The organism is Chthoniobacterales bacterium, assembly GCA_018883245.1.
Classification (GTDB): domain Bacteria; phylum Verrucomicrobiota; class Verrucomicrobiia; order Chthoniobacterales; family JACTMZ01; genus JACTMZ01.
The window spans coordinates 23,829-38,770 of sequence record VEQL01000012.1 but is presented as its reverse complement, the minus strand read 5'-3'; the positions used below and the strand labels follow the sequence as shown (position 1 = coordinate 38,770).

Genomic DNA, 14,942 nt, shown 5'->3' with positions numbered 1-14,942 from the left:
TTATGGCTTCGCCGGCTTTTCCGGCGAAAGACTCTCGGTGAAATCGGTGACCGCCTTGTTCCAGATGCGGAATTCGTCGATCAAGCCGCGGAAACAACGCTGTGGATCCGTGTATCCGAGTCCGATACGGATCGTTGTCGGTGCAGGGGCGGCCGGCGGCGTGGCGGGAACCGAGGCAACCTCCTTGCCGTCGAGGTAGAACGAGAGGGTTTCCGGCGTCTTGACCAGCGCCACGTGCTGCCACTTGTTCGCGGCCAACTGCACCGGAGGCGTCGTGACCCAACTGACAGTTTCTGTTTGCGCCCCATACGAGACGCTGTAGCGGTTGAGGGTTGCGCCGTCCTGCTGCATCACGAATCCATACCCCTGATCCGCATGGTTGCCGAAAATGTTGGCGTAGGGGTTCTGCTGCGCGTCCGGCTTCACCCAGCATTCGACGGTGAACGTGTCGCCCAGAGCGGCCGATGGGATAAGGGTGTCGATGTAATCGCCCGCTCCTTTCAACGATAGACACTCCCCTTGCCGGCCCCCGACGAAGCCGGGTTGCCCCTGCATTTCCCCATCGTTGCCATTGCCCGACGTGTCGTTGGCATTGCCCTCGAAAAGGTATTCCACGAATAGGTCGTCACGGGAAGCGGGGGCATTGGCCTGATCTTGAGCAGGCGCGAAAGTGGTGAGGAAGAAGACCGCGACGATGCCGCGAACGGTGAATCGGAGTGTTGGGTTTTTCATTGTGGATCTGGTTTTGGTTCGGTGATCGAGTCCGTGACAGCCGCTTGGTCCCGGTGATCGGGACACAATCGATGGAAGGGAGAGTTCATGGGGGCGGTTCTGGAATGGGGAAATGGGTTCATGACAAGGATGCTCCGGGCCGGAGCGGGCGGGCTGCCGCCGCGTTCGTCACGCGTTCATGGGGAAAAACTCACGGTGAGGATTTGTTTCGGCTTGAGCGATGTCTTGAAAATACCGGTGAAGGCAGAGGACTTGCCCGCCGGCCGGCTTTCGAAATTCACAGCCTGCGCACGGCGCGGCGTCGGGGCACCTTTGGGACGGCCACGGAAATCGAGGGTCGCCGCAGCGGTTTTCACGTTCGGGTTGAACAGCCGGACTTCGAGGGCTCCATCCACCTCGCGCACGCTGGTGACCACGACATCCCCGCCAACCTTGAGGAAGGAGGCGGAGGGCGGCAGTTCGGGTCGGCCCTGCTCTTTGTGGAGGGAAATATCGACCGCGGTCATCTGCTCGTCGCGCAGCCCCGCACCGAGGAGAACTCCGAGATTGGAAAGCCGCGCGCGGTTGGCCGCGCCGCGGAACGGCACCACCCAGTAGCGGAAGCGGAGATCACCCAGCAACTGCCCTTCCGGCTCGCCATCAGTCATGACCGTGCGGCGCGTGGAGCGGAAAAGCGTGAGGGCGAGCGGACGCCCCGGCAAATCGCGCACGCAGGTTTCGAGCAGGCCGCTGGACACGACCGCGAGGCCGCGCCGCGCATCGGACACGGCCGTCCACGTTTGCTGCGGACGGGGCTCGACGGCGGTTTCGCGCCCGAGGTGATTGTCCCCGGGCAGGGCGATGTCGCGTTCGACGACATCAAACGCGCCATCGGCCAGATAGGTCGCGGCCTTGACTCCCGAGGGAAACAGCACACGGACCCGGTGGTCCTTCGCCGCATTTCCGACAGTGGTCTCGATTTCAAGGCGATCGGACCCTTTTTTCAGGGTGATCCGGCTGTCGATCACAAGTTCGGCAAATTCCGCCGCCCGCACCATGCGGTCGAAGCGGAATTCCGCCGGCACGCGCAGAACGGTGCGCACACGGAAGCGCGAGAGCAGCGGCCCGTTGTGCTCGAGCGCGATGTCGGCGGCGGCCCCGGTCGAGACGAATGCCTGATCGTTCAACGCCTGCCCGTGATACCAACCGTCGCCGATGTCCGCGATATCCTCGAAGGCCAGCAAGCCGGGATAAATTTGGCCCGTGCGCTTGTCGGTCAAGGTCAGCGTTCCGTTGCTTTCCACCATCACGGCGAGAAATTCGTTCTCCATCGACTGGGCGCTGGTGGCCAAGCCGGGCCACTCCGGATACCGGGTCGGCAGCATGGCCTCGGGCACAATCTCGTCCTTCGGGGAAAGCTCGCCCTCGCGCACGGTGAGCGTCGTGTAACCGAGCGCAGGCAATTGCATCGGGAGACAAACCGTGACGTCGTTCGTTTTGTAGGCCTGCGGGTATTTGGTCCGGCGGATGCGGACCTTGGTGCGATTGAGGGCTTGGGCGACACGCTGGTAGGGAACCTCCTTGCCCGCGGCGTCGAAAATCCGGAACCCCGGTTTGGGCTCGAAGCCGAAGCCCTCCTGGAAACTCAGCCACTCGGCGGGGATCTTCAATGTCAGTTCGACCGGTTCGTCCAGAACGGTGGCCAGCGGATTGGCCACGAGCACGCGGAACTCCTTCGGTCCGATCTCTCCTTCCACCGCGGCGGCCAGGGTTCTGAGCGACTCCGCGGTTTGCCGGTCGGCAATCTGGCGGCTCTGCGCGAAGCGGTATTTCATGTCCTCGTGGACAGCGTCAATGCTGCACCCGCAGATGGAATCGTGAGGGTGGTTCATCAAAAGCCAGCGCCACGCGGTGTCGAGAAACGCCTGCGGATACGGAAGTCCGGCCAAAGCGTCGGCCATCGCCCCGAACGGCTCGGCCCAGTGGCACAGCAGCGCCTGGCAGTCCGCGTTCGCCTGTTTGATCCAGACCCGGCTGGAAAGAACGCTGGGAATAAGATAACCGAAGTCCTCGACGTGCGGGCGCCGGCCCGGATCGCGGAGTTCGCCCCGCACGACGCGGGTGATCTTCCCGGCGTGCGCGATCATGTCGTCGAGATACTCGTCGAGTGTGCTGTGAACGATCTCGTAGGGAAAATCCGCCCCGGTCTTCCGCCCGAACAGGACCCCGTAATGCTCGGCGTCATATTCCAGGTGATCGCCGCCGTCGAAAACGATCATCGGCGGGAGGTTAGTCCGGGCGGACTCCTTGGCCAGGAACCCCTTCAGGTCCTTCAACGCCCGCTCCGCATCGAACACAACGTCCGGCTGCGTGCTGCGCCTCACGTCATAGGTGTAATCGCAGTAGCCCGCCCGCCCGAACTGGTAGCAGGGCATGCGGGTGCCGTCGCTTCCCTCCCAGAAAAAATTCGCCTCCTTCTGCGGTTCCAGACCCCGCCAGAGAAAAGCCCCTTTGATGCCGAACCCGGCGAGAATCTGGGGCAGCTGGCCGACATGACCGAACAAGTCGCAGACAAATCCCGCGTCCGACGGCACTGCGCCGAACTGCCGCGCGATATCGCGTCCTAGCCGCAGGTTGCGAACCATCGACTCGCCGGAAACCAGCCACTCGTCGGGCAGCACGAACCAGGGACCGATCTTGAGCTTTCCGTTCCGCGCGTATTGCAAAACCTGCTCCCTGCGCTCCGGACGAACCTCCAGATAGTCGTCCAAAATAATCGCCTGGCCGTCGGTGGTGAAGGACCCCCGGAGCGCGCCCGAGGCAATGTCATCCAAGGTGCGGTCCATCAATTTCACCAGGCGGTGGCGGTAGTCCTGGAAAGTCTGATACCACTCGCGGTCCCAGTGCGTGCTGAGGACATAATGGACTTTGCGGGGGGCGGAAGCGCGCGGCTTTGACGAACGGGAGGTTTTGCTCATAAAGAAATTAGACGTTTTTGTTCTACTTTTGGAGGCGGCGTCAACGGCAAAATGCCGCCGCGGTCCGTCAGCGGCCGGACCGCACGACCCGTCCGCTGGAACCGCCCTCGAAAAAGCAGGTCCGGGGCGGCCGCAGGCGCAGATCGCCTTGGCGCTTTCCTCCGGCGAGCATCCAATCCAGGCACCTGCCGAGTTGGGGGCCGAGATCCGGCATGCGGACCGACGTGAGCGCGGGATAGACAAGTTCCGCCATGCCCTCGTCATTGACGGCCCCCACCGAGACATCCCTTCCGACACGAAGCCCCGCCTCCTGCAGCGCGCGCATCGCACCCAAGGCCGACCAGACCGTCGGGCAGAAAAACGCCGTGGCCGGCAGCTTCTTCTTCCTCGCCATTTCGTAAACCAGCTTGTGCGCGCGGCGGAAATAAACCTCCGTTCCCAAGAAGGACGGTGGCGGACGGCCGATGATGTGCGCCTCGAGCCCTTTTTCGCCCATCCAGTCACTCCACTGCGCGATGCGCTGGGGAATGTCGGCCACGAGGGGAAAGGTGTTCAGGCAACTGATGCGCCGGTGGCCGAGACGGTAAAAGTGGTCGAGCAGGACGGTTGAACAGGCGGGAGGAAAGGCAAGGAGCGAAGGAATGCCGCACCCGGTCAAATCCTGGTCCAGCGAGATCATCGGAGTGCCGCTCGCCGTCAGAATTTGCCGCGTATGGCCGGGCAGTTCGGGCGGAAATTGCAAGGCGAACACGCCGTCGAATCCCTTGAGCGATTCGGAGACCATCGTGTCTGTCCAATGCCGGCAGACAACCTCGCGCACCACGATCCCCCGCCGCGAAGCTGACGCCAGAACCGCACTCTGCCATGTCCATGCGTAAGCTGTGGTGCTGACCGGCATGAGCAATCCCACGGTGAAAGGCTGCTTGGACACCCGGCGAACGGAACTTTTGCGCCGGCCCGGGCCGCGCTTTTCCAGCAGACCACGCTGCTTGAGCAACTGCACCGCGCGGTGCGCGGTCATCACCGCGACCCCGCACTCCGCCGCCAACTGCCGCACCCCGGGAACGCCGATCAGCGTGTAGTCGCCCAGGACAATTCTCTCCTGGAGCATCGCCGCGATTTTTTCGTGTTTTTTCATCGGCGGGACCCGTTCTAAAAAATTCCCGGGAGACAAGGAAGCCGCGAAAAATTGCCGATGCCGTGCCGGAACCCCGTCCGCTATCTTTTTGCCCTGTCGACCATCGACCATACCGTATCAGCGCGCATCGCCGCCGCGGCCGTCGCCACCACGCCCAACATGCACCACGCGCAGACCGGGGCGGCCTCGGAGCGCGGCAAGCAGGTTTTGCTGCAGTAGCCGGTGACCAATCTTTTTGTGGTCACCTTAGTCGAACATTTCCAACGCGAACTTTTTGCGGGAAACTGACCAAAATCATGATCCGCAAAGCATTCCTCATGCAGGTCTTCCCCGATCAGGTGGAAGAATATGAAAAGCGACACAGCCCGATCTGGCAGGAACTCGCCGACCTTTTTGCGTCGAAGGGCGTGCACAATTACTCGATCTTCCACGACAAGGACACGCATCTCCTTTTCGGCTATGTCGAGATCGAGGATGAAGTCGCATGGGCCTCCATCGCATCCACCGACGTATGCCGGCGCTGGTGGGACCATATGAAGCCGCTCATGAAATACCATGCAGACGGCTCACCATGGTCGCGCGATCTGCGGGAAGTCTTCCACCTTGATTGATTTTTCCGGTGGCAAGGCGCCACCCGTTGGTCCCGGCACCGGTCACCGCGCCGCGGCTGCGGCTGCGGCAAAATTCAAACCGCTCCGGGTGCAAATAAAAATTCTCTTCACGTCTCCGGCAGCAGAGGCGAAAAACGATTGCGCCCGGACTTTCCGTCTGAAAAAAATCGAATCATCGGCCCCGCAAAATTTCCCTCGTTGAAAGTATCTGCACGCCTTGCTGAGATCAGCATCGTCGGGGCACGAGCCGGCGAGGGTTGAACAATGAAGATTTCTCCATGAAAACCTATATCGACAACCGACCCACCGCCCGTCTGCGGATGAATGCCACGGACGCCGGGCGAATCTTCCGTCACGGGGAAGGCCCGGGGCGGTGCGATGCGGGCGGTGCACGGGAAGCCAGTGTCGTCCATGATTCCGGCACCTATTATCTTTTTTATGACGGCGCCGAGCCGGGTGTCGGCTGGAGGGCCTGTCTGGCCACCTCCACGGACTTGAAAAACTGGCGCCGCCACGGCCCGATTCTCGAACTTGGTGAACCCGGCCGTCCGGACTCCCACACCGCGGCCTCCCCATGGTTCTTCCGCCATGGCGACCGCTGGCACGCCTACTACGTGGGGTGTCAAAAGACCACCCCGGCACCGGACTGCATCCCACACGTCCCCTACTTGAGCTGCAAAGCGGAGGCCGCGGATTTAAGCGGTCCCTGGACGAAGCGTTATGATGTCGAGATCGTTCACCCCGTCGAAGGAACGTATTACGGGGAAACGGCCAGCCCGGGATTCGTCTTCGAGCATGATGGAAAAATCTGTCAATTTTTCAGTGCAGCCAGCGGAACCGTGACCGAGGGACGTTGCGATATCCATCGGACTCTCGGCCTCTTGCAGGCTGATCATCCGGATGGCCCTTGGGCGGTCTCGCCGGAACCTCTCCTGCCCGTGACCGAGCAGATTGAAAACTCTTCGCTCTATTTCGAGCCGCGGAATGGCTTCTGGTTTCTCTTCACCAACCATGTGGGAATAGACCATCGCGCGGAGTTCACCGATGCGATCTGGGTTTACTGGAGCAGGGACCCGCGCCGCTGGGACGCCAGCCAAAAGGCGGTGGTTCTGGACGGCCAGAACTGCTCTTGGAGCCACGCCTGCATTGGCATGCCATCCGTCGTGCCCATCGAAGGGCGGCTCGCGCTGTTCTACGATGCGCCCGGTTCGGACAGCATCAGCCACATGGGACGGGATATCGGGTTGGCATGGCTCGAACTCCCGCTCCAGCCGCCAAATCCCTGACAGCCGGCAAGCAAAGCCCAAGTCCGCCGTCTCCGGGCCGAATCGGCAATTTTCTCAAGCCGCACTTTGCGCGCGTTGGCGCAGGGCATGCTCGGCCAGCACGAGCCAGACCATGGCTTCGACAATCGGCACGGCACGCGGGACGACACACGGATCATGGCGTCCGCGCGCCGCAAGTTCGGCGTTCTCACCCGAGCCGGTGACGGTCTGCTGGGCGCTGGCGATGGTCGCGGTGGGCTTGAAGGCGACGCGGAAGACAATGTCTTCGCCATTGCTGATACCGCCCTGCACCCCGCCGGAGCGGTTGGTCACGGTGCGAGTGCGTCCTCCGCGCATCTCGAAAGCATCGTTGTGTTCGCGTCCAGTAAGCTTGGTTCCCTCGAAACCGGATCCGATTTCAAATCCCTTCGTCGCCGGCAAGCTGAGCATGGCCTTGGCCAGGTCCGCTTCGAGTTTGTCAAAGACCGGCTCGCCCAAGCCCGGCGGACAATTCCGCACAACGCACTCGACGAGTCCGCCGACCGAATCGCCGTCCGAACGCGCCTGCTTGATGCGTGCGATCATCTTTTCCGCCGCGGCGGCATCGGGGCAACGGACGGCGTTCGCTTCGATATCGGCGGATTTCACCTTCGACGGATCGACGCTTGATGCGATTTGGTGCACGCGGCCGACCCATGACAGCACCTCCATGCCGGGATGAAGCGCGTCGAGAACCTTGCGAGCCACGACACCGGCAGCGACACGTCCGATGGTTTCACGCGCGGAGGCGCGTCCCCCGCCCTGCCAATTGCGGATGCCGTATTTCGCCTGATAAGTGAAATCGGCGTGCGAAGGGCGGAACATCGTCTCCATTTCCTTGTAGGCCTCGGGACGCGCGTCCTCGTTGCGCACAAGGATGGCAATCGGCGTTCCGAGGGTTTTGCCTTGGAAAACGCCGGATAAAATCTCGCAGCGGTCGGCCTCTTTGCGCGGCGTGACGATGTCGCTCTGCCCGGGGCGGCGGCGGTCGAGTTCTTTCTGGATGTCCGCTTCGCTCAGTTCGATCTGCGGCAGGCATCCGTCAATGACAACACCGACGCCACCCCCATGGGATTCTCCCCAGGTGGCGATGCGGAAAAGTTGCCCGGCGAAGCTCGACATAGGCGGCTATTATAGTCGCGCGGTCAGGGGAAGCGAGGATACTTGGAGAAGTCCGGTTTGCGCTTCTCCACGAAGGCCTGTTTGCCCTCTTTTGCTTCTTCGCTCAGGTAATAGAGCAGCGTCGCATTGCCGGCCAAATCGAGCAGACCCATTTGTCCGTCGCAGTCGGCGTTGAGCGCGGCTTTGAGACAACGCAAGGCCATGGGTGAAAGCTCGAGGATTTCGCGGCACCACTTGAGAGTCTCTTCCTCGAGACGCGCGAGCGGGACCACGGTGTTGACCAAGCCCATCTCGAGGGCCTGCTGTGCGTCATACTGACGGCAAAGAAACCAGATCTCCCGCGCTTTTTTCTGTCCGACCACCCGCGCGAGGTAGCTTGCGCCGAGGCCGCCATCGAACGAACCGACGCGCGGACCGGTCTGGCCGAAGCGCGCGTTGTCGGCGGCAACGGTCAGATCGCAGACGACATGGAGCACATGACCGCCGCCGATCGCATAGCCCGCGACCATGGCGACCACCGGTTTGGGCAAGCTGCGGATTTGTTTCTGCACGTCGAGGATGTTGAGACGCGGAACGCCGTCTGCACCGATGTAGCCGCCGTCACCCCGCACCTTCTGGTCTCCGCCCGAGCAGAAAGCCTTGTCACCCTCGCCGGTGAGAATGATCACGCCGATCGACGCATCGTCGCGGCAATGGTCGAGCGCATCCTTCATTTCCCCGACCGTCTGCGGGCGAAAGGCGTTGCGCACCTCGGGACGGTTGATCGTGATCCTGGCGATCCCGTCCTCCGTCTTCTCGAACTTCAGATCCGTGTATTCCTTGATTTTGTGCCAGACGGTCATGCTCATGGCGCGAGCAAAGCAGAATGCCTGCCCCGAGGAAAGTTTGCGGCTCAATAACCCGCGGCTCGGACAAGCAGATCGAAAACATGCTTCGCACCGACAGCGAAGTCGGCACTGAAGAGGAGGATATCACGGGCGAATTTTCGGAACCCGCCCTGTTGCGGCAACGCGAGCAGAAGCATGAAGGACAGGACCAGCAGGTTCATCAGATAAATGACGAGCAGCGAAAAAAAGTGCCCGCCATAAGCCAGATCCGTCTGTCCTTTCGGGATCATGGAAAGGGTGAACGTCGCATGGAAGGTCCAGGTGAACCCGAGCAGCACGTAGAGCAAAGGACGGTAGGGTTCGAGGTCGTAAAAAACGGATCCCAACCCGTAAAGCGCGATGACAATGACGCTGTAGATCGGGATGAAATACGGCGCGAGCGCGATCCACGTGTTGATCTTGTCCGTCACCACGTGTCCACCCTCGCGGCTCACATTGAAGTCGAGCACCTGTCCGCCGGCCAGACGCACCGCCAAGGCGTGGGTCAATTCGTGCCCGAACACGTAGATCCACAGGGGACGCGGAAGGACAAAAAAGACAAACAGCCAGATCGCGGAACCAGCGGCGAAAAAAAGGAATTCCGCCGTGCGGTGGAAGTCCTGATCGGCCGCGCGGAAAAGCGCGCTGAAAAACGCGGCCGTGAGGATGTAGCACGGCGGCAGGAGAAAAATACCGACGATCGCCTTGACCCAGCGCACGGGCACCGTGAAGGCATCCGGCGAAGCCGCAAACGAAGCGTTGAGGCGCCTGACCCGCGGCGCGGCTTTTCGGCGGCGATCGCGTCGGGCCATGACTCGCAGCCGCGTCAGGCGCGACCCATATACGCGCCGGTGCGCGTATCGATCTTCACCGTCTCGCCCTCCTTGATAAAGAGCGGGACGTTGATCACAAGACCGGTCTCCAACGTGGCGGGCTTTTGCACGTTGCTGGCGGTGTCACCGCGCAGACCCTCGGGCGACTCGATGACCTTCAGCGTGACCGAGGCCGGGATTTCCACTTCGACCGCGCGGCCTTCGGCGTAGAGCACATCGACCTTGAGGTTTTCCACGAGGTAGTTCTTGACGCTGGCGAGGAGAGCTTCGTCCAGTTCGAGCGTCTCGTAGGTCTCGGGATCCATGAAGTGATATCCCTCATGGTCCTTGTAGCTGAATTCCAACGGACGCCGCTGCAAATCGACCAGCTCGACCTTCTCGGTGGAGCCGAAGCGCACATCGCTCGACTTGCCGGTTTTGATGCTGCGGATAATGGCCTGGACGAACGCGCGCAGGTTGCCGGGAGTGCGATGGTGCACCTCGAGGACAACATACGTGTCGTTGTTGTATTTGATGGCCATTCCTTTGCGGAGGTCGTTGGCGGCGGGCATAGATTGATCGTGTTGGTTGAAGATTGCGGTCAGACGCCTTGCAGACGGGACAGATCTTGCGAATCGATCACGCCGATCGGGTGGTTCTCCTTGTCCACCACGATGAGGTCGTCAATACGGTGGGTCTTTAGCACGTGCAGGGCCTCGGCGGCAAGCTTGTCGCCTTCGATGGTGACCGGAGACTTGGTCATGAATCTCACGACCGGCAGCGACCCGAGATCGGGATGCGTCTGGTAATGGCGCGCCAGATCCCCGTGGGTGAACACGCCGCAGAGCTTGCCGTCGGCACCGACGACCGCCGCCGCTCCGCTGCGGCGCTCGGTCATGCGCTTGAGCGCGTCGAGCACGTTGTCATCGGGTGAAACAACCGCCATTTTGGAGGCCTTGCGCATGATTTGTTTCACGCGATTAAGGAGAACCCGGCCGAGGCTCCCACCGGGGTGAATGCGCGCAAAATCGTCCGCCTGGAACCCGCGGGCCTCGAGCAGGACCATGGCCAGCGCATCGCCGAGAGCGAGCATGGCCGTGGTGCTGGAGGTCGGCGCGAGATTGAGCGGGCAAGCCTCCTGGCCCACATCGACTTTGAGACAGATGTCGGCGGCGTGGCCGAGCGTCGAGTCCGGACGTCCGGTGATGGCGATGAGTTTGACGTCGAAGCGCGCCAACGGCGGGAGAATGTTGAGGAGTTCCGCGGTTTCCCCGCCGTGGCTGATGGCGAGCACCACATCCCCATCGGCAACGAGGCCGAGATCACCGTGGAGGGCATTGAGGGAATTCAGGACGACAGCGGTCGATCCGGTGCTGGTGAGAGTCGCGGCGATTTTCTCGCCGATGTGCCCCGACTTGCCCACTCCGCAGACGACGATTTTGCCCCGCTTGTCCACGCACGCCCTCAACGTCTCCACGGCCCGCCCGAAGGCTTTGCCATCAAGGTTTTCCGCCAATCGGCGCAATTCCGCCGCCTCGACTTCGATGACCCGGCGGGCTTTCGACAGGTAATCCATGAAAAGATGATGATTCCGCAGTCCGCAGCGCAAAAGCGAGAGTGATTTTCTGGGTTGCCGGCAAGCCTCCTCGGATCTAAAGGAAATACATGCGCGCAACCCTTCCGATCTTGATCGCGGTTCTCTCCGCGGGAAGTTGTCTGGCCCAAGACTTCGTCGCCCCCAAGCAACCGCGTCGCGAGGTGGCACCTCCCCCGAAGTCCGTCTCCCCCTTGGATCCCGACTCGACGCTCGAGGGCGTCGTGGCCGCCGCATTCCAAATGAAGCAACCGTGGCAACTGGTCAATCCGCTTGCCGCCAAAGGTTACGGCGACGGGCGCTACATGACTTCTTGGGACCCGAACGACGAAGGAAAGCCCAAGGGCTTCATCGTTTTCGGCTTCCGTTTCTGGTGACCCGCGGGCGGCACTCCACCGCCAAGTCAGCGCTGCCGTTGGAGAATCAGCTCCGCCAGGTGCCGCAGCTTCTCCCCCTTGACCCCGAAGACGCGCAGGGACCGGATCGCTTCCCGCGTCCAATGTGCAGATAGCTCCCGCGACTGATCCAATCCGTAAAGTGCAGGAAATGTCATCTTGCCCGCCTTGGCGTCTTTGCCGGCGGACTTGCCGAGCTTCTTCGCGCTTTGCGTCGCGTCGAGGATGTCATCTTGGATCTGGAACGCGAGGCCGAGGGCGAATCCGAAACGATCGAGCGCGGCGATTTGTTTTTTGCTTCCGCCGGCGCACATCCCGCCGAGCTTGAGGGCGGCGCGCAGAAGCATCCCCGTTTTGGCGGCGTGGATAAAATAAAGCGGAGCCTCGGACGGCTTTTTCCCTTCCGCTTGGAGATCAGCGACCTGTCCGGCGATCAACCCGCGCGATCCCGCGGCGTGCGACAATTCGCCGACGAGGTCCGCCGCGGTAAAACGCGCGCGTGGCTCGGACCGCGCCAGCACGGCGAAGGCCTCGGTAAGGAGTGCATCGCCGCACAAGACGGCGACACCTTCGCCGAAAACTTTATGCGATGTCGGTTTGCCGCGGCGCAGATCGTCGTCATCCATGCAGGGAAGGTCGTCGTGGATGAGAGAGTAGGCGTGGACCATCTCGGCCGCACACGCAGCGGGGAGAGCATCGCTCGTCGTGCCGCCGCAAGCCTCGGAAGCGGCGCAGCAAAGAACGGGACGCAGACGCTTGCCGCCGGCGAGCAGACTGTAGCGCATGGCACGATGGATCGTCACCGGCTTGGTCGCGGAGGCGGGCACGGAGGCACGCAAGGCTTTTTCCACGGCGGCACGCGTGCGCTTGAGCCAGAGTTTGAATCCTTGGTCGGTCATGGACGATTGCCCCTTCGTTTGGCTTCAAGCACGGGAATGACTTTTTTCAGCGGCAGACAATTGACCACGTCGTTTTTCGTCAGCCAGCCCTTCCGCGCCGAACCGACGCCGAACCAAAGATTTTGCAGACCCTCGGTCGAATGGGCATCCGGATTTATAACGCATTTCACACCCTTCTCGACGGCCAAGCGCCACCAGCGCCAATCAAGGTCGAGACGGTGCGGATCGGCATTGAGTTCGACGAATGTGCCGGTTTCCGCGGCGGCGTCGAGCACAGCGGGAATGTTGACCGCATACGACTCCCGTCGGAGAAGGAGGCGTCCGGTCATATGCCCGAGCATGGTGACATGGGGATTTTCCATGGCACGGATGAGACGCTTGGTCATCTCGGCCTCGCCGAGCGTGAACGACGAATGGACGCTGGCCACGACATAGTCGAGGCGCGCGAGGACCGGATCGGGGAAGTCGAGCTTGCCGTCCTTGAGGATGTCGCACTCGGTCCCGCTGAAAATCCTGAACCCGTCGAGGTCGGCGTTGAGCGCTTCTATTTCGGCGACCTGCTTTTTCAATCGCGCGGCATCGAGGCCGTTGGCTTGGAAGGACGCCTTGCTGTGGTCGGCGATGCCGAGGTATTCGAGCCCGAGTTCCTGCGCGGCAGCCGCCATTTCGGCCAGGGTGTTGCGTCCGTCGCTGGCACGCGTGTGGCAGTGGAACGTCCCGCGGATGTTCTCCAGTTTCACCAGATCCGGCAGCTTGTGGTTTTTTGCCGCCTCGAATTCGCCGCGGTTCTCGCGCAATTCCGGTTCGATGTAATCGAAGCCGAGCAGCTTGTAGATGTCGCTCTCCTCGGAGATTTCCGGAATCCGCGGCGCACCTTTCTTCGCGGGCGCGAGGCGATACTCGTTGAGGGTCCATCCCCGGTCCTGCGCGAGCCCGCGGAGCACGATGTTGTGCTCCTTGCTGCCGGTGAAATACATCAGCGCGAAAGGATATTCGTCGTCGGACACCACGCGCAGGTCGGCCTGCAAACCGCCTTTCAGCATCACGCTCGACTTGGTGTCGCCGGCGGCAAGGACCCGCTCGACCAGCGGATGCTCGCGGAAAGCGCGGGAAATGGCGTCGGGATTTTTCGTCGAAACGATGATGTCGATGTCATGCACCGTTTCGTTCCGCCTGCGCGTGCTGCCGCCGGATGACAAACGGATGGCATCGGGGTGCGCGCGGAGATCATCGAGAAGTTCCCGGGATGCCGAGGCCGCGACGGCGGCAAGATGGCGCCCCGCCCCCTGTTTGAGCGTGTCGAGCGCATGGAGAAGTTTCTCCTGGGTCTTGGCGCCGAAACCCTCGAGGCCGGCCACTTTGCCGTCCTTGCACGCTTTTTCGAGGTCGGCGAAAGACGCGACGTCGAGCCTCTCGTAGAGGGCTTTGATTTTCTTCGGTCCGAGCCCCGGGACATCGAACAACTCGAACAACTTCGGCGGGAACTGTGCGCGCAGATCGTCGTAGTAGGGAAGCTTGCCGGTGGTGACGAGAGCGGTGATCTTTTCGCGCAGGGCCTCCCCGATGCCCGGGATGCCTTTGAGTTTGTCTTCGCGGACGAGCGTGCCGAGATCTCCCTCGAGCATTTCCAGCGCGCGCGCGCCATTTTGGTAGGCGCGGATTTTGAAGGGATTCTCCCCCTGCAACTCGAGGAGCAAACCGATGCGCCCGAGGATATCGACAACCTCGTCGCGGGTCACGGCGCGTAGGTGGCGACGCGGTTGCGCCAACCGGGAAGCCAGCGGCTTTCACCGCGGGCCGGCGGCGAGAGTTGCACGCGGCGGGTCAGGACGCGGTCCGCGCTCTGCGAGAAGGCGGCGGTCGGCGATCCGCTGTCGGGCATGCCCGCGAGAACCTGGAGCAAACCCCACCCTTCGCTCTGGTAACGCTCGGTCGGCGAAGTTCCCTCGCCTTTGAAATTCACGTAATCCATCAGCGCATAAAGACCACCGGGCGCATTGGCCACGCGGTAAAAGTTCGCGCGGATTTTTTCGCGCTCCGGCGCGGGCGCTGCGGAAAGCATTTGCGGCAGGGCCGATTCCAGGCGCAGCGCGGCGAAGCGGGCCTGTTGTCCGACCGTCGATGCAAGCAAAGCGCGGAGCTGTTCCATTCGATCGGACCGGAAGTCGGCCATGAACGACGCGCGGTCGGGCCACGGGCAAGACTTGGCCGAGGCGAGCCACGCGGGAAGTTTCACGCCGTTGGCGGCGAGATAATCGCGCAGCGCGGGGAAACTTTCCTTGAAGGGACCGCGTTTGCCCTGCGGATACCAGATGAAATGGCCGATGCCGAGCGAGGCGAAATCCTCGCCCTTGTTCCAGGAGGTCAGCCCGTCGCGTGTGCCGGCGCACTCGTTGCGCCAGATCCTTTGGCCGATGCGCGCGGCTTCGGCATCATCCAGCTTCACGCCTTCCCCGTGCGCGCCGGAGGCGCAAAGAACGAGCAGAGCGACGGCGAAAAAACGCGGTTTCAC

General features: G+C 62.1%; 14 protein-coding genes. 3 read left to right on the top strand and 11 right to left on the bottom strand.

Annotated features, from left to right (window positions below; translation table 11 throughout):
• The 3 genes from FGM15_06135 to FGM15_06125 all read right to left on the bottom strand — a co-directional run bounded on the left by FGM15_06135 (position 1) and on the right by FGM15_06125 (position 4,938).
• Positions 1 to 732 carry a hypothetical protein gene (locus tag FGM15_06135; protein MBU3665441.1) on the bottom strand — a complete coding sequence of 244 codons (732 nt, stop codon included), beginning with the start codon at positions 730 to 732 and terminating at the stop codon, positions 1 to 3.
• A 176-nt stretch (positions 733 to 908) separates the two neighbouring features.
• Complete coding sequence (locus tag FGM15_06130; GenBank protein ID MBU3665440.1) at positions 909 to 3,689, bottom strand: glycoside hydrolase family 38; 2,781 nt, start codon at positions 3,687 to 3,689, stop codon at positions 909 to 911.
• A gap of 67 nt (positions 3,690 to 3,756) precedes the next feature.
• Entirely contained in the window at positions 3,757 to 4,938 is a 1,182-nt protein-coding gene (locus FGM15_06125) for a GntR family transcriptional regulator (GenBank protein ID MBU3665439.1), read from the bottom strand.
• Between the two features lie 185 nt (positions 4,939 to 5,123).
• Between FGM15_06125 and rhaM the strand changes: the two genes are divergently transcribed.
• On the top strand, positions 5,124 to 5,438 hold the full coding sequence (gene rhaM / locus FGM15_06120) for an L-rhamnose mutarotase (GenBank protein ID MBU3665438.1): 315 nt from the start codon (positions 5,124 to 5,126) through the stop codon (positions 5,436 to 5,438).
• A gap of 278 nt (positions 5,439 to 5,716) precedes the next feature.
• Positions 5,717 to 6,724 (top strand): hypothetical protein, encoded by a 1,008-nt coding sequence (locus FGM15_06115; protein ID MBU3665437.1) that lies wholly within the window; start codon positions 5,717 to 5,719, stop codon positions 6,722 to 6,724.
• Positions 6,725 to 6,778: 54 nt separating this feature from the next.
• Here the strand turns inward: FGM15_06115 and aroC are convergent, their stop codons facing one another.
• From aroC to FGM15_06090, 5 genes are read right to left on the bottom strand one after another with little or no spacing between them, the layout of a single operon-like run.
• A complete protein-coding gene (gene aroC / locus FGM15_06110) occupies positions 6,779 to 7,864 on the bottom strand; it encodes a chorismate synthase (GenBank protein MBU3665436.1) in 1,086 nt (361 codons plus the stop codon).
• A gap of 23 nt (positions 7,865 to 7,887) precedes the next feature.
• Positions 7,888 to 8,712, bottom strand: coding sequence for a 1,4-dihydroxy-2-naphthoyl-CoA synthase (gene menB / locus FGM15_06105; GenBank protein ID MBU3665435.1), 825 nt, complete (start codon positions 8,710 to 8,712; stop codon positions 7,888 to 7,890).
• Between the two features lie 44 nt (positions 8,713 to 8,756).
• Positions 8,757 to 9,542, bottom strand: a complete 786-nt coding sequence (locus tag FGM15_06100; protein MBU3665434.1) for a hypothetical protein — start codon at positions 9,540 to 9,542, stop codon at positions 8,757 to 8,759.
• A gap of 14 nt (positions 9,543 to 9,556) precedes the next feature.
• Positions 9,557 to 10,114, bottom strand: a complete 558-nt coding sequence (efp, locus tag FGM15_06095; GenBank protein ID MBU3665433.1) for an elongation factor P — start codon at positions 10,112 to 10,114, stop codon at positions 9,557 to 9,559.
• A gap of 29 nt (positions 10,115 to 10,143) precedes the next feature.
• Positions 10,144 to 11,118 (bottom strand): KpsF/GutQ family sugar-phosphate isomerase, encoded by a 975-nt coding sequence (locus FGM15_06090; GenBank protein ID MBU3665432.1) that lies wholly within the window; start codon positions 11,116 to 11,118, stop codon positions 10,144 to 10,146.
• 89 nt (positions 11,119 to 11,207) lie between these two features.
• On the opposite strand from FGM15_06090, the gene FGM15_06085 reads away from it, so the two are divergent.
• The gene (locus FGM15_06085; protein ID MBU3665431.1) at positions 11,208 to 11,513 is read left to right on the top strand and encodes a hypothetical protein; all 306 of its coding nucleotides are present in this window, start codon (positions 11,208 to 11,210) and stop codon (positions 11,511 to 11,513) included.
• Between the two features lie 26 nt (positions 11,514 to 11,539).
• Here the strand turns inward: FGM15_06085 and FGM15_06080 are convergent, their stop codons facing one another.
• Genes FGM15_06080 through FGM15_06070 form a run of 3 tightly spaced genes read right to left on the bottom strand, consistent with a single transcriptional unit; the run spans position 11,540 to position 14,942 of the window.
• Complete coding sequence (locus tag FGM15_06080) at positions 11,540 to 12,430, bottom strand: polyprenyl synthetase family protein (protein ID MBU3665430.1); 891 nt, start codon at positions 12,428 to 12,430, stop codon at positions 11,540 to 11,542.
• On the bottom strand, positions 12,427 to 14,169 hold the full coding sequence (gene polX, locus FGM15_06075) for a DNA polymerase/3'-5' exonuclease PolX (protein MBU3665429.1): 1,743 nt from the start codon (positions 14,167 to 14,169) through the stop codon (positions 12,427 to 12,429). Before polX ends, FGM15_06080 begins: the two co-directional genes overlap by 4 nt.
• Positions 14,166 to 14,942 carry a hypothetical protein gene (locus FGM15_06070; GenBank protein MBU3665428.1) on the bottom strand — a complete coding sequence of 259 codons (777 nt, stop codon included), beginning with the start codon at positions 14,940 to 14,942 and terminating at the stop codon, positions 14,166 to 14,168. Before FGM15_06070 ends, polX begins: the two co-directional genes overlap by 4 nt.

What these genes read in the sequence shown, in the direction of transcription:
- FGM15_06130 (MBU3665440.1), bottom strand. Translation starts at nt 3,689, where the DNA reads ATGAGCAAAACCTCCCGTTCGTCAAAGCCGCGCGCTTCCGCCCCCCGC.
- FGM15_06100 (MBU3665434.1), bottom strand. Translation starts at nt 9,542, where the DNA reads ATGGCCCGACGCGATCGCCGCCGAAAAGCCGCGCCGCGGGTCAGGCGC.
- aroC (MBU3665436.1), bottom strand. Translation starts at nt 7,864, where the DNA reads ATGTCGAGCTTCGCCGGGCAACTTTTCCGCATCGCCACCTGGGGAGAA.
- FGM15_06135 (MBU3665441.1), bottom strand. Translation starts at nt 732, where the DNA reads ATGAAAAACCCAACACTCCGATTCACCGTTCGCGGCATCGTCGCGGTC.
- menB (MBU3665435.1), bottom strand. Translation starts at nt 8,712, where the DNA reads ATGAGCATGACCGTCTGGCACAAAATCAAGGAATACACGGATCTGAAG.
- FGM15_06125 (MBU3665439.1), bottom strand. Translation starts at nt 4,938, where the DNA reads ATGGTCGATGGTCGACAGGGCAAAAAGATAGCGGACGGGGTTCCGGCA.
- FGM15_06085 (MBU3665431.1), top strand. Translation starts at nt 11,208, where the DNA reads ATGCGCGCAACCCTTCCGATCTTGATCGCGGTTCTCTCCGCGGGAAGT.
- efp (MBU3665433.1), bottom strand. Translation starts at nt 10,114, where the DNA reads ATGCCCGCCGCCAACGACCTCCGCAAAGGAATGGCCATCAAATACAAC.
- rhaM (MBU3665438.1), top strand. Translation starts at nt 5,124, where the DNA reads ATGATCCGCAAAGCATTCCTCATGCAGGTCTTCCCCGATCAGGTGGAA.
- FGM15_06080 (MBU3665430.1), bottom strand. Translation starts at nt 12,430, where the DNA reads ATGACCGACCAAGGATTCAAACTCTGGCTCAAGCGCACGCGTGCCGCC.
- FGM15_06090 (MBU3665432.1), bottom strand. Translation starts at nt 11,118, where the DNA reads ATGGATTACCTGTCGAAAGCCCGCCGGGTCATCGAAGTCGAGGCGGCG.
- FGM15_06115 (MBU3665437.1), top strand. Translation starts at nt 5,717, where the DNA reads ATGAAAACCTATATCGACAACCGACCCACCGCCCGTCTGCGGATGAAT.